General features: G+C 64.2%; 19 protein-coding genes, 1 tRNA gene, 1 pseudogene and 2 riboswitches. Of the genes and pseudogenes, 11 read left to right on the top strand and 10 right to left on the bottom strand.

What is annotated here, in order from left to right:
• Nucleotides 1-14: 14 nt before the first annotated feature.
• From gcvH to OKW37_RS03820, 4 genes are all read right to left on the bottom strand, one after another.
• Nucleotides 15-395, bottom strand: a complete 381-nt coding sequence (gcvH, locus tag OKW37_RS03835) for a glycine cleavage system protein GcvH (protein WP_184003117.1) — start codon at nucleotides 393-395, stop codon at nucleotides 15-17.
• Nucleotides 396-454: 59 nt separating this feature from the next.
• Nucleotides 455-1,570, bottom strand: a complete 1,116-nt coding sequence (gene gcvT / locus OKW37_RS03830) for a glycine cleavage system aminomethyltransferase GcvT (protein ID WP_429407976.1) — start codon at nucleotides 1,568-1,570, stop codon at nucleotides 455-457.
• An 80-nt stretch (nucleotides 1,571-1,650) separates the two neighbouring features.
• Nucleotides 1,651-1,810: riboswitch (glycine riboswitch) on the bottom strand.
• A 21-nt stretch (nucleotides 1,811-1,831) separates the two neighbouring features.
• Nucleotides 1,832-1,933, bottom strand: a riboswitch (glycine riboswitch).
• Between the two features lie 219 nt (nucleotides 1,934-2,152).
• Entirely contained in the window at nucleotides 2,153-2,503 is a 351-nt protein-coding gene (locus OKW37_RS03825; protein ID WP_429407978.1) for a hypothetical protein, read from the bottom strand.
• Between the two features lie 217 nt (nucleotides 2,504-2,720).
• On the bottom strand, nucleotides 2,721-3,770 hold the full coding sequence (locus tag OKW37_RS03820; protein WP_429407980.1) for an oxidoreductase: 1,050 nt from the start codon (nucleotides 3,768-3,770) through the stop codon (nucleotides 2,721-2,723).
• A 344-nt stretch (nucleotides 3,771-4,114) separates the two neighbouring features.
• Here OKW37_RS03820 and OKW37_RS03815 point away from each other — a divergent pair, with 344 nt between their 5' ends.
• Nucleotides 4,115-6,205 (top strand): UvrD-helicase domain-containing protein, encoded by a 2,091-nt coding sequence (locus OKW37_RS03815; RefSeq protein WP_429407982.1) that lies wholly within the window; start codon nucleotides 4,115-4,117, stop codon nucleotides 6,203-6,205.
• Nucleotides 6,206-6,325: 120 nt separating this feature from the next.
• Here the strand turns inward: OKW37_RS03815 and OKW37_RS03810 are convergent, their stop codons facing one another.
• Entirely contained in the window at nucleotides 6,326-7,225 is a 900-nt protein-coding gene (locus OKW37_RS03810) for a c-type cytochrome (RefSeq protein WP_429407984.1), read from the bottom strand.
• A gap of 308 nt (nucleotides 7,226-7,533) precedes the next feature.
• Between OKW37_RS03810 and OKW37_RS03805 the strand changes: the two genes are divergently transcribed.
• Nucleotides 7,534-7,609: transfer RNA gene (locus tag OKW37_RS03805), tRNA-Arg, on the top strand.
• A gap of 103 nt (nucleotides 7,610-7,712) precedes the next feature.
• Nucleotides 7,713-8,012 (top strand): hypothetical protein, encoded by a 300-nt coding sequence (locus tag OKW37_RS03800; RefSeq protein ID WP_429407986.1) that lies wholly within the window; start codon nucleotides 7,713-7,715, stop codon nucleotides 8,010-8,012.
• 30 nt (nucleotides 8,013-8,042) lie between these two features.
• Here OKW37_RS03800 and OKW37_RS03795 read toward each other — a convergent pair whose 3' ends face one another.
• On the bottom strand, nucleotides 8,043-10,175 hold the full coding sequence (locus tag OKW37_RS03795) for a tetratricopeptide repeat protein (protein WP_429407988.1): 2,133 nt from the start codon (nucleotides 10,173-10,175) through the stop codon (nucleotides 8,043-8,045).
• A gap of 414 nt (nucleotides 10,176-10,589) precedes the next feature.
• On the opposite strand from OKW37_RS03795, the gene OKW37_RS03790 reads away from it, so the two are divergent.
• From OKW37_RS03790 to rpsU, 6 genes are all read left to right on the top strand, one after another.
• A complete protein-coding gene (locus OKW37_RS03790; RefSeq protein WP_429407990.1) occupies nucleotides 10,590-12,008 on the top strand; it encodes a flagellin in 1,419 nt (472 codons plus the stop codon).
• 148 nt (nucleotides 12,009-12,156) lie between these two features.
• Nucleotides 12,157-13,782 (top strand): flagellar filament capping protein FliD, encoded by a 1,626-nt coding sequence (fliD, locus tag OKW37_RS03785; RefSeq protein ID WP_429407992.1) that lies wholly within the window; start codon nucleotides 12,157-12,159, stop codon nucleotides 13,780-13,782.
• A gap of 19 nt (nucleotides 13,783-13,801) precedes the next feature.
• Complete coding sequence (locus tag OKW37_RS03780; RefSeq protein WP_184051749.1) at nucleotides 13,802-14,101, top strand: flagellar protein FliT; 300 nt, start codon at nucleotides 13,802-13,804, stop codon at nucleotides 14,099-14,101.
• 211 nt (nucleotides 14,102-14,312) lie between these two features.
• Nucleotides 14,313-17,747, top strand: a complete 3,435-nt coding sequence (locus OKW37_RS03775; protein ID WP_429407995.1) for a tetratricopeptide repeat protein — start codon at nucleotides 14,313-14,315, stop codon at nucleotides 17,745-17,747.
• Between the two features lie 442 nt (nucleotides 17,748-18,189).
• Complete coding sequence (locus OKW37_RS03770; RefSeq protein ID WP_429407997.1) at nucleotides 18,190-19,131, top strand: aldo/keto reductase; 942 nt, start codon at nucleotides 18,190-18,192, stop codon at nucleotides 19,129-19,131.
• 418 nt (nucleotides 19,132-19,549) lie between these two features.
• Nucleotides 19,550-19,762 (top strand): 30S ribosomal protein S21, encoded by a 213-nt coding sequence (gene rpsU / locus OKW37_RS03765; RefSeq protein WP_006050883.1) that lies wholly within the window; start codon nucleotides 19,550-19,552, stop codon nucleotides 19,760-19,762.
• Nucleotides 19,763-19,862: 100 nt separating this feature from the next.
• Here rpsU and OKW37_RS03760 read toward each other — a convergent pair.
• Both OKW37_RS03760 and OKW37_RS03755 read right to left on the bottom strand, forming a co-directional pair.
• Nucleotides 19,863-20,212, bottom strand: a pseudogene (locus OKW37_RS03760) (hypothetical protein).
• Between the two features lie 162 nt (nucleotides 20,213-20,374).
• The gene (locus tag OKW37_RS03755; RefSeq protein ID WP_429407999.1) at nucleotides 20,375-20,971 is read right to left on the bottom strand and encodes a DNA-3-methyladenine glycosylase I; all 597 of its coding nucleotides are present in this window, start codon (nucleotides 20,969-20,971) and stop codon (nucleotides 20,375-20,377) included.
• Between the two features lie 140 nt (nucleotides 20,972-21,111).
• On the opposite strand from OKW37_RS03755, the gene OKW37_RS03750 reads away from it, so the two are divergent.
• Both OKW37_RS03750 and OKW37_RS03745 read left to right on the top strand, forming a co-directional pair.
• Complete coding sequence (locus OKW37_RS03750) at nucleotides 21,112-22,002, top strand: BadF/BadG/BcrA/BcrD ATPase family protein (RefSeq protein ID WP_429408001.1); 891 nt, start codon at nucleotides 21,112-21,114, stop codon at nucleotides 22,000-22,002.
• A 47-nt stretch (nucleotides 22,003-22,049) separates the two neighbouring features.
• Nucleotides 22,050-22,871 carry a Cof-type HAD-IIB family hydrolase gene (locus OKW37_RS03745; protein WP_184065998.1) on the top strand — a complete coding sequence of 274 codons (822 nt, stop codon included), beginning with the start codon at nucleotides 22,050-22,052 and terminating at the stop codon, nucleotides 22,869-22,871.
• 101 nt (nucleotides 22,872-22,972) lie between these two features.
• Here the strand turns inward: OKW37_RS03745 and OKW37_RS03740 are convergent, their stop codons facing one another.
• Both OKW37_RS03740 and OKW37_RS03735 read right to left on the bottom strand, forming a co-directional pair.
• The gene (locus OKW37_RS03740) at nucleotides 22,973-23,266 is read right to left on the bottom strand and encodes a PXPV repeat protein (protein WP_018418797.1); all 294 of its coding nucleotides are present in this window, start codon (nucleotides 23,264-23,266) and stop codon (nucleotides 22,973-22,975) included.
• 287 nt (nucleotides 23,267-23,553) lie between these two features.
• Nucleotides 23,554-24,321, bottom strand: a complete 768-nt coding sequence (locus OKW37_RS03735; RefSeq protein WP_429408003.1) for a histidine phosphatase family protein — start codon at nucleotides 24,319-24,321, stop codon at nucleotides 23,554-23,556.
• Nucleotides 24,322-24,376: the final 55 nt, after the last annotated feature.

Here is a 24,376-nt window from a genome sequence, read left to right as displayed (position 1 = left end):
AAACAAAAGGCGACTCAGGCGCCGATCGACTTCGCGTAGGCCTCGGCGTCGAGCAGGCGGTCGAGCGACGCATCGGCGGCCGGCTTGATCTTGAACAGCCAGCTGTCGTACGGCGTGCTGTTGACGGTTTCGGGCGAGTCCGCGACGGTCGTGTTCGCCTCGATGACTTCGCCCGAGACCGGCGCGTAGATATCGGAGGCGGCCTTCACCGATTCGATCACGGCGACGGTGTCGCCCGCGGTCACGGACTTGCCGAGTTCCTGGACTTCGAAGAAGACGATGTCGCCGAGCGCTTCCTGCGCGTGGTCGGTGATGCCGACCGTCAGCGTGCCGTCCGCTTCGGTGCGGACCCATTCGTGCGATTCGGTGTATTTCAGTTCGGCCGGGATGCTCATTGGATGCTCCTGAACGGTATGTTCGGTAGTGTTTGAATGTGGGGGCGCGCGCCGGCCGCTTAGACCGCCAGCACCTTGCCGTTGCGCACGAACGGCAGTTTTACCACGCTTGCGGGACAGGCTTTGTCGCGAATCTGGACGTGCACGGTGTCGCCCGGCTGCACGCCCTTCGGCACGCGCGCAAAGGCGATCGATTCCTGCATGGTCGGCGAGAACGTGCCGCTGGTGATTTCGCCGTCGCCGTGCGGCGTGACGACTTTCTGATGCGCGCGCAGCACGCCCGCGGCCTTGCCGTTTTCCTTCAGCAGGATCAGGCCGACGAACGCGGCGCGCGAGCCGTCGGCTTCGAGGCTGCTCTTGCCGACGAACTCGCGCGGCGAGGCCAGGTCGACGGTCCATGCGAGGCCGGCGTCGAGCGGCGAGACATTGTCGTCCATGTCCTGGCCGTACAGGTTCATGCCGGCTTCGAGGCGCAGCGTATCGCGCGCGCCGAGACCGGCCGGGCGCACGCCGTGGGCCGCGAGCGCCTTCCACAGCGCTTCGACGTGGGTAGCCGGCACGATGATCTCGAAGCCGTCTTCACCGGTATAGCCGGTGCGCGCGACGGTCAGCTCGCCGAACGGCGTGCCGTCGACGCGCGCGGCGTTGAACGGCTTCAGCGCTTCAGTCGCGGCGCGCGCGGCCGGCACGGTTTGCCAGGCCTTTTCGCGTGCGTTCGGGCCTTGCACGGCGACGATCGCCAGATCGCGGCGCGGCGTGATGGTGAGACCGAAGCCGCCCGCGTTGAGCTGGCCGAACCAGGCGATGTCTTTGTCGGCGGTGCCGGCGTTGACGACCACGCGGAAGTGGTCTTCGGCGAAGTAATAGACGATCAGATCGTCGATCACGCCGCCGTTCGGATTCAGCATGCAGGAGTAGAGCGCGCGGCCCGGTGTTTGCAGCTTCGCGACGTTGTTCGCGAGCGCGTATTCGAAGAACGCGCGGACGCGCTCGCCGGTGAAGTCGACCACGCACATGTGGGACACGTCGAACATGCCGGCGTCGGTGCGCACCGCGCGATGTTCCTCGATCTGCGAGCCGTAGTTGACGGGCATGTCCCAGCCGCCGAAGTCGACCATGCGAGCATTGAGCGCGCGGTGAGCGGCGTGGAGCGGGGTGTGTTTGAGTTCGGTCATGGGGCCTCGGGCATCTCGCGAAACAAAAAAGGCCATGCGGCGCACTGCCTCGCGGCCGTGTGCCTGCGAGCGTGGTTCTGCATGACCCCTCTGTCCTCGATACCTGAGAGATTGCGCCGCCGCGACTGGCTCAATGAGCTCGATTCGTCACGGTGAAACGCGCGCCCCTTCGGTGGGCAGCCTGCCTGCGGTGCACGAGGTGCGCGCGGATGGCTACTGCCGCTCTCCAGAGTGCGAAAAAGCCGCCGGAAGACGGGTTTTTCGACGCGGTCGGTCCTTTTGCCTGAGAGTTTGCGGGTGTGCCCCTTCGGCGGCGCGGCCTGCGATTTTTCGCCTGCCAGCACGCTCTCCCGACGCGTGCGGCGAATTTACGCGACGGGCCGGGGCTTGTCAAATAAAGGCCCGGGAGCGGTGTGGGGCCGGCTGTGGCTGTTCGGGGGCGTCAAAAAGAAAAGCGCGGACCGTGGTGCCCGCGCTTTTCAGTTGCTTCTCCCGGTGCCATCCGTGACCGCACGATGAGCGGTAGTGGGGGCTCACCTGGTGGCTCGTTTGCCGATTCGGTTTGACCACTTGCTCGCTGGCTCACTCGCCGATCGCATGAGCCGCATTGTCCAGTTCCTGATTCAGCACGCGCTGTTCTTCCGCGGACAAACCGCCGCCATGCTGGGCGGCCATGTCATGCGCTTCCTGGCGGATCGTCTCGAGACGGTGATGCAGCGCGGCGCCTTGCGGCGGCGGGTAATAGCCCTGATTCACGCGGTTATCGATACGGTGCGCGAGATTGTCGATGCGGCCGTCGACCTGATGCAGACGCTGGTCCGCGATCTGCTGCGGAGTCGGGCCCGGATGCGGCGCGGGCGGGGGCGTTACCACGCAGGCGGCGACGGAGCCGAGCAGCGCGCATACAACAAGGGCATGGATGATTCGAGACATGGATTCTCCCGGAGTCGTTGTCGTGTTGGGTTGCTACCTCATTAGCAACGGCTGACGAAGAACGCCCGCTGACCTGGCAGCGGGCGAATTTGTAACGTTATGTTCCTTTCCGGAGCGTCAGGAAAGCCCGCGCCGACAGCCTTCGCGGCGCTAAAGGCGTCCCGTTTTTGGTACACAGATCGTGGTGGCGCGGTGTCGACGCGCAGCGGGGCGGGGTTCAGCGAATCCGCTCGAACGGCAGTCGCACGCCCTGCTCGGAACTGCGCGCGGCCAGGTCGATGATCGTCATCACGTCGACCGCGTCGCGCGTGCTGATCGGAAATGCGACGCGGTTCTGGATCGCGTCGGCCAACGCAATATAGAAGCCTGCGTACTCGCCGTTGCGGGTCGGCAATTCGCACTCGACTTCCTCGTCGCCTTCGAGCACGCGCAGCATGCCGGGGCTGTTGCCGGCGCCGAAGCCTGCGTCGCCGGGGCGCAGGCCCGCTTTCAGCTGATCTTCCTGGGTGTCGAGGCCGTACTTCACGTAGCTGCCGCGCGTGCCGTGGATAGCAAAGCGCCGTCCCGGCAACGCGGTCAACGCGCTTGCGTGCAGCACGACCTCGAACTCGTCGTAGCCGAGCTGGATGTGCACGTAGTCGGGTGCACTTGCGTCGTCGCGATGGGTGCGCACCGTCGCCGATACGGTCCGCGGCGCGCCGAAGAGGGCGAGCGCCTGGTCGATCAGATGCGGACCGAGATCGAACAGCAGACCGCCGCCGCGCGTCACGTCTTCGCGCCAGCGCTGACGCACGCCCGGCCGGAAGCGGTCGAAATGCGATTCGTACTGCGTGAGGCGACCCAGTTCCACGCGCGCGAGCAGATCGCGCACGGTCAGAAAATCGCCGTCCCAGCGGCGGTTGTGAAAGGGCGCGAACAGCTTGCCGCGCGCGAGCGCGATATTGGCAAGCGTGTGGGCGTCGGCGGCGCTCAGCGTGACAGGCTTGTCGACGACCACATGCTTGCCGGCTTCGAGGGTGCGGCGCGCGAGGTCGAAGTGGGTGTCGTTGGGCGTCGCGATCACGACGCAGTCGATGTCGTCGAGCGCAAGCAGCGCGTCGAGATCGGCGACGATTTTCGCGTGCGGATAGTCGGCGTGCGCGCGCTCGGATTGCCCGGTCGCAATCGCGGCGACCCTCGCGCGTCCGCAGTGTTCGATCACCGGTGCGTGAAACGTCGCGCCGGCGAAGCCGTAGCCCATCAATCCAATTTTCAGCGATGCGGACATGCGAGTCTTCCTGGAGGAGCGGCGCGCCGCCTTGCCACCGCGGCGGCGGCGCGCAATCTGATCATTGTGGCATTTGTGGGCTGGACTGGGGGCTGAGCATGACGGCCGGCCATGCGCGCAGCCCGTCGGGGCGTCCGAACCATCGAGGCATCCAACGAGGGCGCCCATCGCGGTGGCCATCGCGGTGGTCATCGCAGTGGCCATCGCAGTGGCCATCGCAGTGGCCATGTTAACATCGCACCTCTCGCGCGCATTGCGCCGCGCAGCATGCCCCGGGCCTTCGGCCGGCGCCACCCGCCGGTCCGACCTCAGCGGCCCTCAACCGTATTACCCATCCACAAACGATGTCCGCAGGCCTGAACCCCGCTCAAAGTGAAGCGGTCCGTTATCTCGACGGCCCCTGTCTCGTGCTCGCCGGCGCCGGCAGCGGCAAGACGCGCGTGATCACGCAGAAAATCGCGCACCTGATCGAAGCGAAGGGCTTCGAGCCACGCCACATCGCCGCCGTCACGTTCACGAACAAGGCCGCGGCGGAGATGCGCGAGCGCGTGGGCAAGCTGCTCGAAGGCAAGACGCTGAGCGCACCCGGCAAGGAAGGCCGCAAAGTGCCCGTGAACCAGCTGACGGTGTGTACGTTCCACTCGCTCGGCGTGCAGATTTTGCGTCAGGAGGCGGAGCATGTCGGCCTGAAGCCGCAGTTCTCGATCATGGATTCCGACGACTGCTTCGGCATGATTCAGGAGCAGGTCGGCTCGACGGACAAGGGCTTCATCCGCAAGATCCAGTCGATCATCTCGCTGTGGAAGAATGGCCTGATCATGCCCGAGCAGGCGATCGCGACCGTCTCGACCGAGGACGAGCATCAGGCGGCGATCGTCTATCGCAACTACGTGGCGACGCTGCACGCTTACCAGGCGGTCGATTTCGACGATCTGATCCGCCTGCCCGCCGAACTGTTCGCGAGCAACGAGCAGGTGCGCGACCGCTGGCAGAACAAGCTGCGCTATCTGCTGATCGACGAGTATCAGGACACCAACGCGTGCCAGTACGAACTGGTGAAGCTCCTGGCCGGCAAGCGCGCGGCGTTCACGGCGGTCGGCGACGACGATCAGGCGATCTACGGCTGGCGCGGCGCGACCCTCGAAAACCTCGGCCAGCTCGGCAAGGATTTCCCGAACCTGCACCTGATCAAGCTCGAGCAGAATTACCGCTCGACGGTGCGCATCCTGAGCGCCGCGAACAACGTGATCGCGAACAATCCGAAGCTGTTCGAGAAGAAGCTGTGGTCCGAGCACGGCATGGGCGACACGATCACGGTGACGGGCTGCAACGACGAGGAGCACGAGGCGGAGTCCGTCGTGTTTCGGCTGTCCGCGCACAAGTTCGAGCGGCGCGCGAATTTCCGCGACTACGCGATCCTCTATCGCGGCAACTTCCAGGCGCGCATCTTCGAGCAGGTGCTGCGCCGCGAACGGATTCCGTACGTGCTGTCGGGCGGCCAGTCGTTCTTCGATAAGGCCGAGATCAAGGACATCTGCGCGTACCTGCGTCTGATCGCCAACGCGAACGACGATCCCGCGTTCATCCGCGCGATCACGACACCGCGTCGCGGCGTCGGCAATACGACGCTGGAGGCGCTCGGCGCGTTCGCGGGTCAGGCGAAGGTGTCGCTGTTCGAGGCGGTCTACATGGGCGGCATCGAGGCGCGTCTGTCGCCGCGTCAGATCGAGCCGATGCGCGCGTTCTGCGACTTCATGCAGCGCCTGACCGACCGCGCGGAGAAGGACGCGGCGGGCACGCTACTCAATGAGCTGATGGAGGCGATCCACTACGAAGCGTATCTGTACGACGCGTTCGACGAACGCCAGGCGCAGGCGAAGTGGCAGAACGTGCTGGAGTTCATCGAGTGGCTCAAGCGCAAGGGCACGAAGGAAGAGCCGGAGCACGGCAGCGGCAGCGAAGCGACCGGCTACGACACCGCCGACGGCTTCGGCGACACCGGCAAGAACCTGCTCGGGCTGATCCAGACGGTCGCGCTGATGTCGATGCTCGAAGGCCGCGAGGAAGATCCGGATGCGGTGCGGCTGTCGACCGTGCATGCGTCGAAGGGGCTCGAGTATCCGCACGTGTTCCTGGTCGGCGTCGAGGAAGGCATCATGCCGCATCGGGGCGGCGCGGACGACGAGCCGATCGACGACGCGCGCATCGAGGAGGAACGCCGGCTGATGTACGTCGCGATCACGCGCGCGCAGCGCAGCCTGCATCTGAACTGGTGCAAGAAGCGCAAGCGGGCGCGGGAGACGGTCGTCTGCGAGGCGTCGCGCTTCATCAACGAAATGCTGCTCGACGATGCGCCGCCGCCGACACCGGAAGAAGCGCCGATGTCGCCGAAGGACCGGCTCGCGAGCCTGAAGGCGTTGTTGCAGAAGTCGTGAGCGGGCGGGACGGCAAGTGCCCACCAGGTGCGGTTGCTTGCGATTGCACATAAAAAATCCCTGCATCGCGTTAGCGCATGCAGGGATTTTTCATTTCAGCGACGACCGATGCCGTGTGCTTTACTTCACCGCGCTGACCATATAGTCGACCGCGGCCTTCACGTCCGCATCCGATGCGTTCGAGCCGCCCTTCGGCGGCATCGCGCCCTTGCCGTGCAGCGCGTAGTTGTAGACGGTGTCCATCGGGTCCTTCAGGCGCGGCGCCCATGCTTCCTTGTCGCCGAACTTCGGCGCGTTCAGCACGCCGGCCGCGTGACAGGCCTGGCATACCGACTGATACAGCGCCTTGCCGGCCTGCGAGGCGTCCGCGCTTTGCGCGCCACCTGCTGCCGGGGCGGGAGTCTGCGGCACGCTGGCCATTGCGGCCAGCGCCGCGGCGGCCTGGGCCGCGCCCGCATCCGATGCACCTGCTGCACCGGATGCCGCTGCCGCACCGGATGCCGCGGCCGCGCCCGCCGCCGGCTGCGCCGGCTCGGGGAAGCTCGCGCCCGAATTGTTCGCCATATAGACGACCGCGCGCGCGATCTCGAAGTCACTGTAGTCGTCGGGGCTCGTGCCGCCGCGCGGCGGCATGGCGCCCTTGCCGGACAGGGCGGTGTGCCACAGCGTGTCGAAGCCCTGCGCGATGCGCGGCGCCCAGTCTGCGGTGTTGGTGAATTTCGGCGCGCCTGCGGCACCCGACGCGTGACACGCCGAGCAGACCGCCTTGTAGACTTCCTCGCCCGTCTTGTAGACGCGCGGTGCGTTGGCGTCGCGGATCTCGACTTGGGCGATCGGATGGATGCGGGAGGTGACTTCGGCTTCGGAGAGAGAGTCGGTGCCGGCGCCGGTGCGCGTCGAATTATCGACGTAGACGGCGAGCAGAACGATGATGACGATCGGCACAGCAAACCCGGCGATGACCGCGGCGATAAGCTGTGCTGGGGTTTTGATCGGGGCTCCGTGTGGTGCTTCGCTCATGCTTGTCTCGTCTCCGTGGGTGTGTGAGCGGTACAGCGCGACGGCAACTTCTTGTTCTTTATCAGCCACGGACGATTATAGACGCAAGCTTTCGGCGGCGGCGAGGGGGCCAGGACGGTGTTCAGCCGGCGTTTACCCGGATCGGCATGGACGATGGCAGGAGTCGGGGAAGACGCTGGGATGGGCGTCGGAAGCCGTCCTGTGGACGGTTCGGCCGAAACCGGGTATCCTTGCGGTCTCTCGCGTTGGCGTCGCGTCCGTTCTGGTTGGCGCGCTTTCGCGTAGATTCCCCGCAGTTTTGTGGTGAAGCGCCCGTAGCTCAATGGATAGAGTACTGCCCTCCGAAGGCAGGGGTTGCTGGTTCGATCCCAGCCGGGCGCACCAGGATTAGACATGATGCCGGGTTCGCAGAAAACCCGATAAAACAAGGCCCTTTGGCGAAAGCCTGGGGCCTTTAGTTTTTTGTCGTGGCGTCAGAACCAACGTCTTGCGCTCCAACATGGCGTGCTTCCTGCATCAGTTGCCGGTCTCATCACGCCCCAGCAACGCCGACGACCGGAAAACTTTCTGCGCGAACCCGGAAGCCGCTTCAAGCCACCCTGAAATCCGAGGCCTGCTGAACCAGTTGACCGGCATGGTCGTGCAACGAACTGGCCGCCGCCGCGTTCCGCTGCGTCATCTGGCCCATCTGCGACACCGCCTGGTTCGCCTGCTCGATGCCTTGGTGCTGCTCGTGCTCTGCGCGCCTATGATCGCTGCCGTGGTGTTTCGCAGCATGTGTGACTAGCCTCACTTCAGCGCAAGCGCGGCGTTGATATCACACGCCGAACCACGCAGCGCAAACCTGTCGCACGCGCTCCGCGACCGCGGGCCACGGTTCATCCAGCCCTCGCCTGAACAGGCGAACCGTATTGGGATACCACGGCGAGTCGTCACGGCCGTGCATCCACCGCCAGTCCACGTCGCGTGCCGGCAAGAGCACCCAGCATGGTTTGCCGAGCGAGGCTGCCAGATGTGCTGTCGAAGTGTCCACACAGATCAGCAGATCGAGTTGCGAGATGACCGCAGCCGTGTCGGTGAAGTCTTCGAGATCTGCGCCGAGAGGCAGGATCGGGAGGCTCGCAGGGAATGACAGCGCTTCGTCTTCCCCCGCGCCCTTTTGCAGGCTCACGAACTTCACGCCCGGCAGGCTCCAGAGCGGCGCCAGTGTGTTGAGCAACGGTAGCGAACGGTGCACGTCGTTGTGGTGTTTCGGGTTGCCCTTCCAGACGAGACCCACCCGGTGTCCCGCGCCCAGCACAGCAAGGCGCGCGCGCCAATGCTCGACGCGCGACGGGGCCAGGGTGATGCGCAGGGGAGGCGGAATCGTGTCGAGCCTTGTGCCCAGATACAGCGGTGCGCTGAGGGCGCTGATCCAGCAATCGAAATCGCCGGCGCGCGCCGAGGCTTCGTCATGACTGAGCACCGCGTCGACTCCATCGACATCGGCGAACAGGCGTTGTAGCGGTGCCATACAGGCAAACGCGACGTGCGCGGCGCCCTGAGCCTTCAACAGGCGCAGATAACGCCCGAACTGCAGCATGTCGCCGAGTCCATCCTCCTGCCAAACGAGGAGTGATTTGCCGGCGAGCGGCTCGCCTCGCCAGCGCGGACACCTCAGCATCGACTGCGTGGAGTGATGCGCGAACCCAGCCATCTCGTAGCGGCATTCGTAGAGGAGAAAGCCTTCTTCGAAGCGGCCCATGCCGATGAGCAGCGTGGCGAGACGGAACTTCGCGTCGCCGTAGTCGGGGCGCAGCGCGAGCGCGCGGCGGTAGGCGGCTTCGGCTTGCTCCGGGTCGCCGAGCTCTCTCACGATGCTGCCGATGTTGAAGTGTGTTTCGGCGATGTCGGCGCGCAACGTGAGCGCGTGGCGAAACGCCGCGAGTGCCTCGGGCAGGCGCGCTTGCGCAAGCAGCGTGCAACCCAGGTTATTGGCCGCTTCGACGCGGTTCGGCGCGAGCCGAAGCGCCTCGCGATACGCGCATTCGGCATCGACCAGTTGGTCCAGTGCGTGCAGGACGCAGCCGAGGTTGTAGTGCGCCTCGGCGAAGGCGGGGCGCAACGCGAGCGTCTGCCGGTAGGCGCTCTCCGCCTCGGGCAGGCGCTTGAGTTCGGTGAGCACACAGCCGAGATTGTTGAGCGCGTCCGCGTAGGCGGGGCGGATCTGAAGCGCGAGGCGGCAAGCCAGCTCGGCTTCCCGGAGCCGGCCGAGCGCCCTATAAAGCGCCCCCAGGTTGTTCAGTGCCTCGGGATATTGCGGGTGCGCGAGCAGCGCCTGCCGATACGCTTCTTCAGCCTCTTCGATCCGGCCGCGATCGCGCAACAGATTGCCGAGGTTGTTGTTCGCCTTGGCAAATTGCGGATTCACGGCGAGCGCTGTGCGATAGGCCGCCTCCGCTTCGTCGAGGCGGCGCTGTTCATGAAGCACGATGCCGAGGTTGTAGTTCGCGTCGACGTGGTCCGGGCGAAGTGCGAGCGCCACCCCGTACGCGGCCTGGGCCGCGTCATGCCGTCCGAGACGGTGCAGCACGATCCCGCGATTGCTGTGCACATCGGCGTCATCGGGGCGTATCGCGGCAAGCCGCCCGTAAACTGCTTCCGCTTCGGCAAGCTGATTGAGGGTCGCGAGCATCGCTCCGAGCCCCAGATACGCGTCGGCGAAATCCGGCTTCGCTTGAATGCAGCGCAACCATAGAGCTTGCGCCCGCGCGGGCTGGCCCACACCCGTGGCGCACATGGCCGCGAGGTTGAGCGCATCGGCGTGCTCCGCGTCCTCGGGCGTGGCCTTCGCGCCGACGAGCGGTGCAAGCAGCGCCAGTGCGTCGGCGAACTGCCCGGTGGCGCCGAGGGCAGTGGCTTCGCTCAGAATGTGCTGGCGCGTGGGGGCAAGTGGGCTCGTAGCGGTCACGGTCGTCGTAGAGGGGCTGTGGATTCGCAGCTTAAGGCATGCGCACGCGCGGCGGCGGCCCGAATTGAGCTGGCAGCTCGGTTCAATTCGACCGATGACGTGCTGCGCGCGCTTTGTCTTTCGGAGCCGTAAGGCCGGGTGCAGATCAAGGGCGATCGGATGCTCGATCAGCATTGCGACGCGAAGTGGCTTCGACGCCTGCGAGCCTTAAGCCGCCGAAGGACGAAGCCTGGCGTCCCCCATCTTGAAAAGCGCCTCCCCACTGCACGCGGGCGAGGCAAGGGCGTCAGCCCAGAGGGTCGCATCAACAAGGTAGCTAAAGTTTTTCCAGGTGGGGTCGTAATCACAAACAAGGCGGCAGGCCAACGAACCCGCTGCCGTTACTGGGCCGATAGCCCCATCAGGAGAATCTCAATGCTCGGAATCAACACCAACACCAACTCGCTCGTCGCGCAACAAAACCTGACCGGCTCGGGTAGCGCACTGTCGCAAGCGATCACGCGGCTGTCGTCGGGCAAGCGCATCAACAGCGCAGCAGACGACGCAGCAGGTCTTGCGATCTCGAACATCATGCAGACCCAGATCAACGGTCTGAACCAGGGTGTGTCGAACTCGAACGACGGTACGTCGATGGTGCAAACGGCATCGTCGGGTCTGTCGTCGCTGACTTCGTCGCTCCAGCGTATCCGCCAGCTTGCTACGCAAGCAGCTAACGGTTCGATGACCGACAACGACCGTGCTGCACTTCAACAGGAAGTGAACCAGCAAGTCTCGGAAATCAACCGTATCGCGTCGCAAACGACGTACAACGGCATGAACGTCCTCGACGGCTCGTTGGGCAACGTGTCGTTCCAGGTCGGCGCAAACGTCGGTCAGTCGATCTCGCTGAATCTCTCGCAGTCGATGTCCGCTGCTTCGATTGGCGGCGGCGTTCCGGCATCGGGCAACACGCTCGGCTCGTTCTCGGTCTCGCTGGATAGCAACGGCGCTGCGGCTGCGGCTGCGGGTATCACGTCGGTTACGGCTTCGTGGGACAACGCTACGAATTCGGTCTCGTACACGGACCAGAACGGTAACGCCATCACCGATGCTTCGACGATCACGGCCTTCTCGAATGCCCCCGCGGGCGAAGTGACCGGTGGCGCCGCGCTTCCGGCTGCAGCAGGTGATGCTTCGCAGACGTGGACGCTTAATACGAACGGCAGCGAGAACGCTACTGTCTCGCAGATCAACGTGATTGCCGACGGTAAGGGCGGCTTCACGCTCACGGACCAGAACGGGAAGGCCTTGACTAACGCTGTTGCTACCGCAGTCTTCCAAGGCGGTACTATTGGTACGGACAGCAACGGCAATACCACGCTGACTGGCGAAACCGGTGCGGCTATGTCGACCGACGTCGAAGCGGTAACGGGCGCTATCGCGACCGCGAATCAAGTGGCCGGCGATAACCCGAATCTCGATGCTGCGGGCAAGACTACAGACGCAATGGGCGCGACCATCGACAAGCTGAGCCAGTCGAACACGGTTTCGCAGATCGACATCTCGACCAAGGACGGCGCTTCGGCAGCAATGCTGACCATCGACAACGCGCTGAACGCTGTCAACAACCTGCAAGCAACGCTCGGCGCGGCACAAAACCGCTTCAGCGCAATCGGCACGACGCAGCAAGCTCAGTCGACCGACCTGTCGACCGCACAATCGTCGATCCAGGACGCCGACTTCGCACAAGAAACGGCTAACCTGAGCAAGGCACAGGTTCTGCAACAAGCCGGTATCTCGGTGCTGGCACAAGCGAACTCGCAGCCGCAGCAGATCCTGAAGCTCCTCCAGTAAGGCGCTTCCCGCTGCAGGCAGCCGGCGCGCGGCTCGATGCGCGCCGGACGCAAACCCGTCGGGAGGCTTGCCTCCCGATTGTCTTTTCCCGCGTTACCCCGCTTGTTAAATCGCTTTAACCGGCATTGCCGACGCACGGAGCCTCCTCATGTCCACCGTAACCGGATCGACCACCGTAACCGGATCCACCACCAGCGCGATCGCGAGTGCAGTCGCCACCACGACAGCCGACGCCAACGCCACGGTGCAGGCAGCCGCCCAGTCGATCATTAGCGGCTCGACCAATTCGTCGATGGACACAAGTTCGCTCGTTACTGCGCTCGTCAACTCGAAGTCTGCCGGCCAGGCCGCGACCATCGCTGCCGAGCAGACTGCGGACAACACGCTGATCTCGGCCTACGGCACGCTCTCCGCGGCACTGTCCGCGTTGCAGGCCGCCGCCGAGCCGCTCAGCGACGGTGCGACGCTCAACTCGTTCTCGTCCACCTTGAGCGGCAGCGGCGTTACCGCCACAGCCAGCACGGGCGCTGTGGCAGGTTCGTACTCGCTCAATGTGGCGCAGGTCGCCACGTCGCAAGTGCTCACCTCGGCGGGCTACAGCTCGACCAAAAACCTGGCTTCCGGTGCGGCCACGATGGCCCTGACGGTCAACGGCAACACCAGCACGATTTCCCTGAATAGCTCGAACAGCACGATTGCCGGCATTGCATCGGCGATCAATTCGGCCAACGACAATCCCGGCGTGGTCGCGACCGTGGTGACCGGCGCGGACGGCGCGCATCTCGTGCTGCAATCGACCTCGACCGGCGCGTCGAGCGGCATCAGCATCGCGATCAACGATTCGAGCTCGACCGACGACCTGAACAAGCTCGCGGTGACGACCATCAACGGCAAGGCGATCTCCAGCGCGAGCGACCTCACCGCTCAAGTTCTGGATAGCAGTGGCAACCCGGTTCTCGATAGCAACGGCAACCCGGAGACCTACAACCCCAGCCAGTCGACCATTACCGGCACAGGCTGGACCCAGACGCAGGCCGCCCAGGATGCGTACTTCACGCTCGGCGGCGTGGGCGTAACCAGCTCCTCGAACTCCGTGACGACGGCCGTGTCCGGCGTGACGCTGAACCTCACGGCAGCGGCGGTCGGCACCACGCAGACGCTCACGATCGCGCAGAACACCAGCGCGGAGTCCTCGGCGATCAACAATTTCGTCAGCCTCTACAACACGCTCGTCACGACGATGGGGGCGCTGACGGCGTACAACGCGAACTCGACGTCGCAGGGCGTGCTAATCGGCGATTCCACGTTGAGCACGATCCAGAACCAGCTCGCCAAGATCGTGAGCGGCGGCGTGGGCAGCGGCACCTCGCAGACGACGCTTGCCGCGATCGGCGTTACGCTCCAGGCGGACGGCACGCTGTCGGTGGACGACACGACGCTCAGCAATGCGTTGCAGAACAACCAGTCGGTTGTAGCCTCGCTGTTCAATTCGACCAACGGCATCGCCGCGCAACTGGACGACAGCATCACAAACTACACCTCGTCCGGCGGCATCATTCAAAACCGTACGGACGCGATCAACGCCGACCTGACTAGCCTCTCGAACCAGCAGACGACGCTGACAGCGTGGCAGGCTCAGCTCACCAGTATGTATACCGCGCAGTTCACAGCGCTCAACACACTGATGGCAACGATGAACAACAACTCGCAATACCTCACGCAACTGTTCGGTGGCACCAACAGCGCAGGCGCGCTCGCCACGAACAAGAGCTGAGCGCGACGAGGAGCGAGCCATGCAGAACGTCGCCCCGATCGAGCGCATCTGGCAGATAACGAAAGACCTCGAACTGGCGGTCGCTGTTGGCGAGTGGGAGCGGGCCGCGCAGCTCGCGGACGAGCGCTCGCCCCTCCTGACGGCGCTCGGCGCGCCCCAGCCGCAGGAGGTCATCGTGCGGCTCAAGGAGATCCACGAGATCGACAGCCGCATCGTCGAGGCCGCGCAGGCCGCGCAGCAGGTGCTGGGCGCCGAGTATCAGGCGAGCATGCAGGCGAGCCGCAACGCCGGGCAGTATTTGAGCATGGCGCGGTACTGAAGCAGGAGCAACGGTTCATTGCGTCCTTCGCGGCGCAATGGCGTACTCTGGCCCGCCTTGTGCGGGCTTTTTCTTTTCCGTTTCTTTGCCCTGAGAGTTCATCGAAGGCAAATTGGCGGCCGTTTTGGCGCTAGCTCGGACGATCGGCGTAATTGGCCGCCGCCCATAATTCGAACGTTCCGAGTTCTTGACGCGTACGCGCGCCTTCGTCATGACCGCCTTCCTCTGCACCGCCACACCTGCTGCCAAATTGCAGCAGAATCACGACATCGCGCTCACCATGCAGAGCGCGATCGAACATCATCGCCAGCAGGAATATGACGAGGCGGCCGCGCGCTATGCCTCCGTCCTGGAGGCCGCGAGCGATCACCCCGACGCGCACTACCACCTCGGCGTGCTGCTCGTGCAAACGGGGCGGCCCTCCGAAGCAGTGCCGCATTTCGAGGCGGCGCTTGGGCAGATGCCGAAAAATGGGCAGATCTGGGTCTACTACATCAACGCCCTCGTCGCCAGCCAGCAGACCGAGGCGGCGCGCGTCGTGCTCGACCTCGCGCGGCATCAAGGCCTGCCCGAGGCGGCCGTCCAGATGCTGCACGCGCGCATCAATGGGGAAGAAGCGCCGCTCCCGGCCACGCCGGAGCCCGAGGCTGCGACCGCTCCCGCTCCCCAGGCTGATGCGAGCGGGAGCGACTCGCGCCCCCCTGCGGCATCCGATCCGGACGAGCGCGTGAAGCTCGATACGCGCCGCGCAAGCCTCAAGGAGATGCGCCAGCTCCAGCATCTCTTCAACAGCGGGAAATTCGAAGCGGCGCTGAATGTGTCCCGCCGCCTGACGCAGCAATATCCGTCGCATGGCGAATGCTGGTACGAACTTGGGCGTGTCCTGCAACGCACGGGCCGCTACAACGAGTCCGTCGAGGCAGCCGAGCACGCCGCCCGCCTGCTGCCCAACTTCATTGCCGCCCGGACGATGCTGACTGACGGGCTGATTACCACCCGCCAATATAAGCAAGCCGAAGCGCATTGCCGGCAGGCGCTGGAAAAATATCCCGAAAGCGCCGCGCTACATCGCAACCTGGGTACCGCCTTAGAGGAGATGGGCCGGTACGCCGAGGGGATCGTCCATCTCCGCCGTGCCGTGGAACTGGCGCCGAACGACGCCCTCGAGTGGGACGCGCTTGCCCTCTCGCTACTCAAGCATGGTCTGTACGACGAAGCCGAAACCGCTTTCCGCCGTGCGCTAAAACTGGCACCGATGCAGGCGATAACCCACAGCAACCTGCTGTTCAACCTGATGCACAAGCCGGACCTCGATGCGCTCAGCGCATTCGCGGAGTTCCGCGAGTTTGCAGCGCGCCACGAAGCGCCGCTGCGTGCGCGTCGGCCCCGGCACACCAATGACCGCGATCCGTCGCGGCGCCTGCGAGTCGGTTTTGTTTCCGGCGATCTGCTCGGTCACCCGGTTGCGTATTTCTTCCTGTCGGTGCTAGAGCATCTGGCGCTCGATTCGAGTCTGTCACTGCACATCTATTCGAACTACGCGGTGACCGACGGCTTCACCGAGCAGATTCGTGCGCATGCGCAGACGTGGAGCGAAATCTTCGGCATGAGCGACGACGCAGTCGTGCAGAAGATCCGCGACGACGGCATCGATATCCTCATCGACCTGTCCGGCCATACCGGCCGCAACCGGCTCGTGGCCTTCGCGCACAAGCCGGCGCCGGTCCAGGCGAGCTGGATCGGCAATCCGGCCACGACGGGGCTGGACGCCGTCGACTATTACCTGTCGGACCGTTTTGTCACGCCGCTCGAACAATTCGAGCGCCAGTTCTCGGAAAAGCTCGTGTTCCTGCCGGCGCTCGCGCCGTTCAAGCCGCACCCGCAAGCGCCGGACGTCAACGAGTTACCTGCCCTGAAAAACGGCTTCATCACGTTCGGCAGCTTCAGCCGCATCGTCAAGATCGGGCCTGAAGTCGTGGCGCTCTGGGCACGCGTGCTGCGCGAGGTACCGGATTCGCGCATGGTCATCGGCGCGATTACGGCACGGGAGCAGATGGACAAGCTGACCGGGCTGTTCGCGAGCGAAGGGATCGACTTGAGCCGTATCAGTTTTCTGCAGCGCGGGAATGTCTCGACTTACCTGCAGCAGCACAATCTGATCGACGTCTGTCTCGACACGTTGCCCTTCGGCAATTCGACCACGACCATGCAAGCATTGTGGATGGGCGTGCCCACCATGACGCTGCCCGGCGTTTCGATGGCGAGCCGCGGCAGCACGGGGTGGCTCTCGCACCTCGGGCTCGACTCAGCCTTCGTTGCGCAGGACAAGGACGACTTCGTGCGCAAGTGCGCCGCGCTGGCCGCCGACCCCGAAGCGCTCGCGGTAGTGCGCGGCGAGCTGCGCGAGTATTGCAGACAGTCGGTCCTGACCGACGCCGGCGCGATCTCCAACGCCGCCTCGCGCGCGTTTCGCACCATGTGGCAGCGGTGGTGCGACGGACTGGAGCCTGAGCATTTCGAGGTTCTGGCGCATGTCAGCAATGCGCACACCGCCGGGGACAGCCCAGCAGGCCTGTCGCCCGAGCAGCGCGCCACGCTGGCCGGTGAATTCGTCGATACGCTCACGCTCCTGCTCGACAAGCAGCAGTTTGCCGAGGCCGAAGCTGTAGCCCGCCAGTTCACCACGCTCTTGCCAGAAATCGGCAAGGCATGGCACATGCTGGCGACGTCGCTGCGGCAGCAAGGGAAACCCTTTGAGGCACTGGAGCCTTTGCGCAAGGCCGATACCCTGCTGCCGAACGACAGGAATATCCGCCAGGAACTGAGCCGAGTCTCACAATACGTGAGCGATCTTGAGCGCATCGCGCCGGTCAACCGGGCTGAGCCAGCGAGCGAGCTGGCAGCGCTCAGGGCGGATAGCCGGCAATACCGGCATCCAGTCGGCGCCCTGATCGCCAACGTGCCGGTTCTGATCCCGACCTTTAACAACGTCACATATCTGCGCCGGATGGTGTCGCAGCTCCAAGGCAGAGGATTGCGCAATCTCATCGTCGTGGACAACGCATCGAGCGCCCCCGGTATGCTCGACTACCTCGCCAGCATCCAGGATACGGTGAGCGTCGCACGGCTCGACCACAATGTCGGGCCGCGCGCGTTCACGCTTTCAGACGTCATCTATCACCGGCTGCCGGACATTTTCTGCATTACCGATCCCGATCTCGAACTGAATCCCGAGTTGCCCGATACTTTCCTGTTCGACCTGATAGACGCCACGGAAGCTTTGAAAATCGGCAAGGCCGGCTTTGCTCTCGACATCTCGCAACCCGCGCTGATGGACGAGAAAGCACTCTCCATCATGCAGTCGGACGGCGTGAAGAACTATGGGCTGATCGACTGGGAAGCACGCTTCTGGCAACAGCAGATCGCGGCGACCGCCAACGGTGACCCGATCTTTCGCGCGCCGATCGATACGACCTTTGCGGTCTACAACAAGCGGTACTTCCGCCGCGAAACTCATCTGGCTGCGGTGCGTTTCGGTGGACGGTACACGTGCAGGCATCTGCCCTGGTACAAGGACAACGGACTGGATGCTGCGGAGGATCAGTACTACCGCGAACACCAGGCATGGTCGACGTTCCTGAAGTGACCATTGCGCCTGGTCGGTCAACTAAAGCTTTGTTGCGGGCACGTGGGGTAGAGCGATAGTTCAGGCGACAGACTATCGGCGGGCGTCACGCTGAACGCCTCGCCGTCCTTCGGGCGTACTCGAGATCGGGACGCTCAAGACGGAGCCGGCCACAATTACCGAGACGTCTGTGTACGTGCCGGTCGTTTGCGTCGTCGTATTGGCCGAGTTGTCCTGACCCTATAGATCATCGCGCCGGTGGTTGTTCTGAATAAACTTGAGACGTGCGCAAACTATTGCGCCATCTTTTGCGCCACGCATCGACCGCGTTCAAGCGCGAGGCGTGCGGCGTAGCCTTCGTGTCCGGGGCTGCAACGTAGTGCGAGGCGGCGTATGCTCAACGGTCCCGGGTTTGCCCGGCCATTTCCCGCATTGCGTTCGCCCACTCATACCTGGAGCCATCATGGAACTACGCAGGATCGGCACTTCCTCGTTGCAGGTCGCCCCGCTCATGTTCGGCGGCAACGTATTCGGCTGGACGGCCGATGAAGCCACCTCTTTCTCGATCCTCGACGCTTTCGTTGAAGCCGGACTCAATTTCATCGACACCGCCGATGTCTACTCGGCCTGGGTGCCCGGCAACCAGGGCGGCGAGTCGGAGACGATCCTCGGCAAGTGGTTCCGTCAGAGCGGCAAGCGCGAGCGGATCGTGCTTGCGACCAAGGTGTCGAAGCATCCGCAGCGCAAGGGGCTATCGGCCGCAAATATCCAGGCGGCGGTCGAAGACTCGCTGCGCCGCCTGCAAACCGATTACATCGACGTCTATTTCTCCCACGACGACGACACCGCGACGCCGCTCGCCGAAACGCTCGGTGCGTATCAGAAGCTGATCGAGGCGGGCAAGGTGCGCGTGATCGGCGCGTCTAACTATACTGGCGCGCGCGTCGAGGAAGCGCTCGCGGTATCGCGCGAGCACGGGCTGCCCGGGTATCAGTTGCTGCAGCCCGAATACAACCTGTACGACCGCGCGCAATACGAGAGCGACAGCGAGCCGGTGGCGCTCGCGAATCATCTCGGCGTGGTCGTCTATTACAGCCTCGCGAGCGGGTTCCTGTCAGGCAAATACCGCAGCGAGGCCGATCTGGCCGGCAAGGCGCGCGGGAGCCGGGTCGAAAGATACCTGAACGGGCGCGGCTTGCGGATTCTCGGCGCGCTCGACCGCGTCGCGCAACGGCACGGCAGCACGCCGGCCGCGATCGCGCTTGCATGGCTGATCGCGCGCCCGAGCGTTACGGCCCCTATTGCGAGCGCAACCTCGGTCCAGCAGTTGAAGAGCCTGGTCGCGGCCGTCCAGCTGTCCCTCGCCGCCGACGATATTCGTGAGCTGGACGAAGCGAGCGCCTGATAAGGCGAACACCTCGGCCGCCAACGCGGGGGCGATCCGCGCCAGGGAATAGCCTGGCGCAATCGGTGAACCCCTGGTAGGATGGCGAGTTTCCTGATATGATCGGGAGTGAATTGAGATCTTTGCCTGTTTCGTCAGTGTTCTTGGTTGATGAAAGGTTGGCGAAACGGCAACAGACGCGGCTTTTGCATTACGTCTGTCCGCGTTCCGCGGTGAACTCCCCACCTCTCTTTTCCGGCCTCCGTGGCCGCTTTGCCTCTCGCTTCATTCGTGGTTTGGCCGGGGTTGTTTATCAGCCTCGCGTTTGCCTGTTACTGGCCATGAATCGGAGCGACCGGAGGGCCGGCGCGTGAGTGGTGACCTGAGCGGTTACCGCCATGCAATTAAACCCGTATCTAGTGATTGAGTTAGGAATTACATGACGACGATTCTTCTGAAGGAAAACGAGCCGTTCGAAGTGGCAATTCGCCGCTTTCGTCGCGCAATCGAAAAGAATGGCCTGATCGCTGAACTGCGTGAACGCCAGTCGTACGAAAAGCCGACCACGGCTCGCAAGCGCAAGAAGGCAGCAGCTGTTAAGCGCCTGCACAAGCGTCTGCGCAGCCAGATGCTGCCGAAAAAGCTGCACTAAGCACGCTTTTTACATACGCCGAACGGCGGTGTGAGCTTCGAAAGAAGCCACATCGCCGTTTTGCTTTTACAGCGTCGGATTTTGCCCCTGCGTGCAGCCGTTACGCCGCGCTCCTCAGCCGTTCGGCCGACAGCCCGAACTCGCGCGCGATCGAGCCCAGCCGGTCGTGCCACTCCCATGTGCCGAACACGTCGTGCACGTTTTGCAGGCAACTGAGCAAAGCGATGGTCACCGGGTCGTATACGTTCATGCGGGCGCGAAGCAGCGCTTTTTTCAGCGCGGCCAAGCCGACATCCATGTAAGCGGGAGGTTGCCGACCGGGCAGCCGCCGCAATAGCCGCGGTAGGCGCCGCCGCCCCTCGGTAGCAACGCAGCGCGTTTCTGTTCGAACAGATGCGTGACGGACTGATCGTAAATGTCCTGGTGGGTCAGGAAGCTAAGTGTTTTCATGGTTGGTCTCCCGCGTCCGAGGCGGTAGTTATTTGTTGTTGAGCGCGCATCGCGTGAGCGCATGGCGACGAGTATCCGCCGTGCGTCGTCCGACGAAGGGCCGACTACGCGCATGAAAGGGCGCCAATTCACGCGTTTGCGCCTCCCGCGGACGCCGTGGCGTCACCTCGCCTTCCGACCACGCCCCTTCTTGCCCAGCGACACGCATCGCTCACGACACATGCAGGTCGTCTCATGATCGTTGACCATGCCGACCGCCTGCATGAATGCGTAGCAGATCGTCGAACCGACAAATTTGCAGCCGTAGCGCTTGAGCGCCTTGCTTAGCGCGTCCGATACTTCCGTCGACGCAGGTGCATGCTTATACGAAGCCCATTCGTTCTGAATCGGCGTGTCGTCGACGAATGACCACACGAAGTTCGCGAGCGAGCCATGTTCGGCCTGAATCTGCTGCACAGCGCGCGCGTTCAGGATGGCCGCCTCGATTTTGCCGCGATGTCGAACGATGCTTTCATCGGCGACGAGCGCATCCACGTGCTTCAGCGTGAAGGCCGCGACCTTGTCGATGTCGAAGTCGGCGAATGCACGGCGGTAGCCGATGCGCTTGTTGAGGATCGTCGACCATGACAAACCGGCCTGCGCGCCTTCGAGCACGAGCATCTCGAACAGGTGCTGGTCGTCGCGCGAGGGCACACCCCATTCGGTGTCGTGGTACTGTGCGAGCGCTTCGCTCGATACCCAGTTGCATCGTTGTGTCACTGTCGTGCCCCCGCGTGGTCATGTCGTTCGCCAGCATAGCGGAAGCGGTGTACGCCGCAAGCTGGCCAATCGGCTAATTGCGCGATTCAAACTGACCTGCCACGCTAAGCGTTATTCACCCACGGAACTGATTCGATTCGATGAACCACGACTTCTTTCTGATCGGCGTCGACGGCGGCGGCACCGGCACGCGCGTCGTGCTCGGCGACGCGCAGGGCCGCGAACTGGCGCAAGCGGCAAGCGGCCCATCGGGCCTTGGGCTCGGCATCCCGCGCGCATGGCAGTCCATTCAGGCCGCCTGCGGCGAAGCGTTCCAGCGAGCCGGAGTCGCGCTGGACTGGTCGCGTTGCGTGCTCGGTTGCGGACTGGCGGGCGTCAACAATCGCGACTGGCTCGCCGAGTTTCACCAGCAGGCGCCGCGGCTCGCCGGACTGGCCGTCGAAACCGACGCCTACACGACCCTGCTCGGCGCGCACGACGGCGCGCCCGGCGTGATCGTCGCACTCGGCACCGGCAGCGTCGCGGCTTCGCTCGCGAGCGACGGCGAATTCCGCATGGCCAGCGGCTACGGCTTTCCATCGGGCGACGAAGCGAGCGGCGCGTGGCTCGGCCTCCGGCTGATCGTGCACGCGCAACAGGCGCTGGATGGCCGCGTTGCCGTCGACGATCTCACGCAAGCGCTGCTAGCGCATACCGGCGCGCGGGATCGCGACAGTCTCGTCGTGTGGCTGTGCACGGCCAATCAGACTGCCTACGCGCGGCTCGCGCCGATCGCGATCGAACACCGCGCACATCCGTTCGCGGCGCGGCTGCTCGGCGAGGCCGGCGTCGAAGTCGGCAAGATGATCGCCGCGCTGGACGCGACGGACGCGCTGCCGGTCGCGTTATGCGGAGGCCTTGGTATGCCGTTGCGCGAGTACGTGCCGCAGGCGTATCAGGCGCGCCTGCGCGAGCCGCGGGCGGATTCGGCGCATGGCGGCTTGCAACTGGCGCGGCGCGAGGCGCAGCGGCTGGCTCGAGGAGACCTGTAAAATACCCGCTTTGACGCTGCCTCGACGGTTCAGCCGCCGGACTCACCATGTATAAAGTCATCGCCACGGATCTCGACGGCACACTGCTCAACGCCGATCACCAGGTAGACCCGTTCACGGTCGCCACGGTGCGCAAGCTCGAAAGCGACGGGCTGCAGTTCGTGATCGCCACCGGGCGGCATTACTGCGACGTCGCGGGCATCCGCGATCTGCTCGGCATCAATCCGTATCTGATCACGTCGAACGGCGCGCGCATTCACGCGCCTGACAACACGGTGATCCACGCCGACGATTTGCCGCCGGCGATCGTCCAGCGTCTCGTGCAGCCCGAAATTGTCGGCGCGCATGGTCGAGTGATCGTCAGTCTGTTTGCAGACGAGGCGTGGCTCATCGACCGCGACGCGCCCCATCTGCTGGAATTTCACCAGGATTCCGGCTTCACGTACGAAGTGACCCACCTGCCGAAGCACGATGGCGTCGACATTGCCAAGGCGCTGTATATCGGCGATCCCGCCGATCTCGCGCAGGTGGCCGCCAATCTGGAACGCGACTTCGGCGAACGACTGTACGTGACGTATTCATTGCCGGATTGTCTCGAAGTGATGACCGCGAATGTGTCGAAGGGGCGCGCCCTGCAGATCGTGCTCGAGCGTCTCGGTGTCGACGCGTCGCACTGCGTCGCGTTCGGCGACAACATGAACGATATCGATCTGCTCGAGACGGCCGGCCATCCATTCATGATGAACAACGCCAATCCCGATCTGATCACCCGTCTGCCGCATGTGCCGCGCATCGGCAACAATTTCGAGGCGGGTGTTGCGCATCATCTGCGCAAACTGTTTGCGCTCAACGACGAACTGGCATCTTGAACCGTAGTCACTGCGATTGAAAGCGGCCCGCATCCACTCGCGTGGATGCGGGCCGCAACAGTTGCTCGCGAAGCGCGCAGCGTGCGCTCCGCTAGCGCTCGTCAATCCCGCCAGCCGCGGTGCTCGCCTCGATTGTCATGACCCCAGCGACGGTTGTCGTGACCCCAGCCCCGGTCATCGCGGTGATAGTCGCGGTAGTAGTCGCCGCGCGGGTAGCGATGATCCCAGCCGCCGTAGTACACCGGCTCCGGCGCCGCGTAGACGCGCGCGGGCGCGGCATAAACCGGGGCACCGAGCGATAGGCCGACGCTCAGATCCGTATGCGCTTGCGCGACGCCGCATGCGCCCGCCGCGAGTCCGGCAGCAACCAGCAAGTGAGTGACGATGCGTTTCATGTTGGTCTCTCCTGTGAGGCGACGTAGGTTTGTCGCACAGGGCCAATGTACGCACTCGAGGTGGGCTGGACTGCGACCAGATGTTACGGACTGCAAGCATCGTCGAAGTCATCGAAGCTAGAAAAAACGCTCGCGCGGACGTTGCGCGCAAATACCTTACTTCGCTTGCAGCCGCGCCGCACGGGGCTTTGCGGCGGATCAATTCAAGCCGGCAGGCGGCTGGTCGCGCACGCTCGCCGCTTGCCGCGCCAGCGCACGTAAACACGGCTTACATCTGTGTTGCTCAATTAATCCGCCGCGGGCGCCGAAGCGGCCGAAGTTGCGGAAGAGGCCGCCCCTGCCGAAGATGTCGACACTCCCGGCAAGGCCGCGCAAGGGCAATCGGTTGCCCGCCCGTCGAGCCCTTCGCGATCGTGTTTGAAGCTCGCGCGCGGCGTGCCGTTCTGCCAGTCGAGTCGGACGATGTAAATGCTGTCGAAGTCGTCGCTTTGCCATTTCGGCACGTCGGCCGCGCGACCGCCATGCGCGCTCAACATCTGCCGCAACAGCTTCTCGATCAGCTTGTGCTCCCAGGCAACGACGATCAGCTTGCCGCGATTGGCCGGGTCGACGAGCGCGTTGCCGAGCAGGTCGATCTGCGCAAAACCGTACGGTGTTTGGACCGGCATCTGGAATTGAATCGCGGTCGGTTCGATCGTCGCGAGCGGGCGCACGTAATAGTACGGATGACCGCCGTCGTCTTTTTGCTGGGCGGGGTCGGGCGCGTAGATCGCATCGGGTTTGCCGAATTTGGCGGCGATCACGGCCGGCAACGCGAGCGCACGGTTGAGCCCCTGGCAGTCTAGCTGGCCGTACCCCTGCGCGGGTTTCTCGCCGTGTCGAACGAATACGAGGGTTTCGATATTGCCGCCCGCCGCGGCAACGACGGGGACCGCGGTCGCAACGACGGTCGCCGTGTTCGTCGCCGCGGACGCGGCCGGCAACGCCATCGTGCTCGCGCACACGCCGCCGAGCGACAGTGCGACGCCATGCAGGAATCCGCGGAAACGGTTCATCGAAAGCACCTGTGCGAGGCTGGGAAGTCGCCCGATTCTAGCAGCGGTGCCCACC

The organism is Paraburkholderia sp. MM5482-R2 (assembly GCF_050436125.1).
GTDB classification, from domain to species: Bacteria; Pseudomonadota; Gammaproteobacteria; order Burkholderiales; family Burkholderiaceae; genus Paraburkholderia; species Paraburkholderia tuberum.
Note: the sequence above shows the minus strand (reverse complement) of the source record. Positions and strands in the feature narration are given on the sequence as shown.

Coding starts and splice junctions, on each gene's coding strand:
- OKW37_RS03815 (WP_429407982.1), top strand. CDS start 4,115: ATGTCCGCAGGCCTGAACCCCGCTCAAAGTGAAGCGGTCCGTTATCTC.
- OKW37_RS03735 (WP_429408003.1), bottom strand. CDS start 24,321: ATGAACCGTTTCCGCGGATTCCTGCATGGCGTCGCACTGTCGCTCGGC.
- OKW37_RS03750 (WP_429408001.1), top strand. CDS start 21,112: ATGAACCACGACTTCTTTCTGATCGGCGTCGACGGCGGCGGCACCGGC.
- OKW37_RS03790 (WP_429407990.1), top strand. CDS start 10,590: ATGCTCGGAATCAACACCAACACCAACTCGCTCGTCGCGCAACAAAAC.
- OKW37_RS03740 (WP_018418797.1), bottom strand. CDS start 23,266: ATGAAACGCATCGTCACTCACTTGCTGGTTGCTGCCGGACTCGCGGCG.
- OKW37_RS03775 (WP_429407995.1), top strand. CDS start 14,313: ATGACCGCCTTCCTCTGCACCGCCACACCTGCTGCCAAATTGCAGCAG.
- OKW37_RS03745 (WP_184065998.1), top strand. CDS start 22,050: ATGTATAAAGTCATCGCCACGGATCTCGACGGCACACTGCTCAACGCC.
- OKW37_RS03825 (WP_429407978.1), bottom strand. CDS start 2,503: ATGTCTCGAATCATCCATGCCCTTGTTGTATGCGCGCTGCTCGGCTCC.
- gcvH (WP_184003117.1), bottom strand. CDS start 395: ATGAGCATCCCGGCCGAACTGAAATACACCGAATCGCACGAATGGGTC.
- rpsU (WP_006050883.1), top strand. CDS start 19,550: ATGACGACGATTCTTCTGAAGGAAAACGAGCCGTTCGAAGTGGCAATT.
- gcvT (WP_429407976.1), bottom strand. CDS start 1,570: ATGACCGAACTCAAACACACCCCGCTCCACGCCGCTCACCGCGCGCTC.
- OKW37_RS03780 (WP_184051749.1), top strand. CDS start 13,802: ATGCAGAACGTCGCCCCGATCGAGCGCATCTGGCAGATAACGAAAGAC.
- fliD (WP_429407992.1), top strand. CDS start 12,157: ATGTCCACCGTAACCGGATCGACCACCGTAACCGGATCCACCACCAGC.
- OKW37_RS03820 (WP_429407980.1), bottom strand. CDS start 3,770: ATGTCCGCATCGCTGAAAATTGGATTGATGGGCTACGGCTTCGCCGGC.
- OKW37_RS03810 (WP_429407984.1), bottom strand. CDS start 7,225: ATGAGCGAAGCACCACACGGAGCCCCGATCAAAACCCCAGCACAGCTT.
- OKW37_RS03770 (WP_429407997.1), top strand. CDS start 18,190: ATGGAACTACGCAGGATCGGCACTTCCTCGTTGCAGGTCGCCCCGCTC.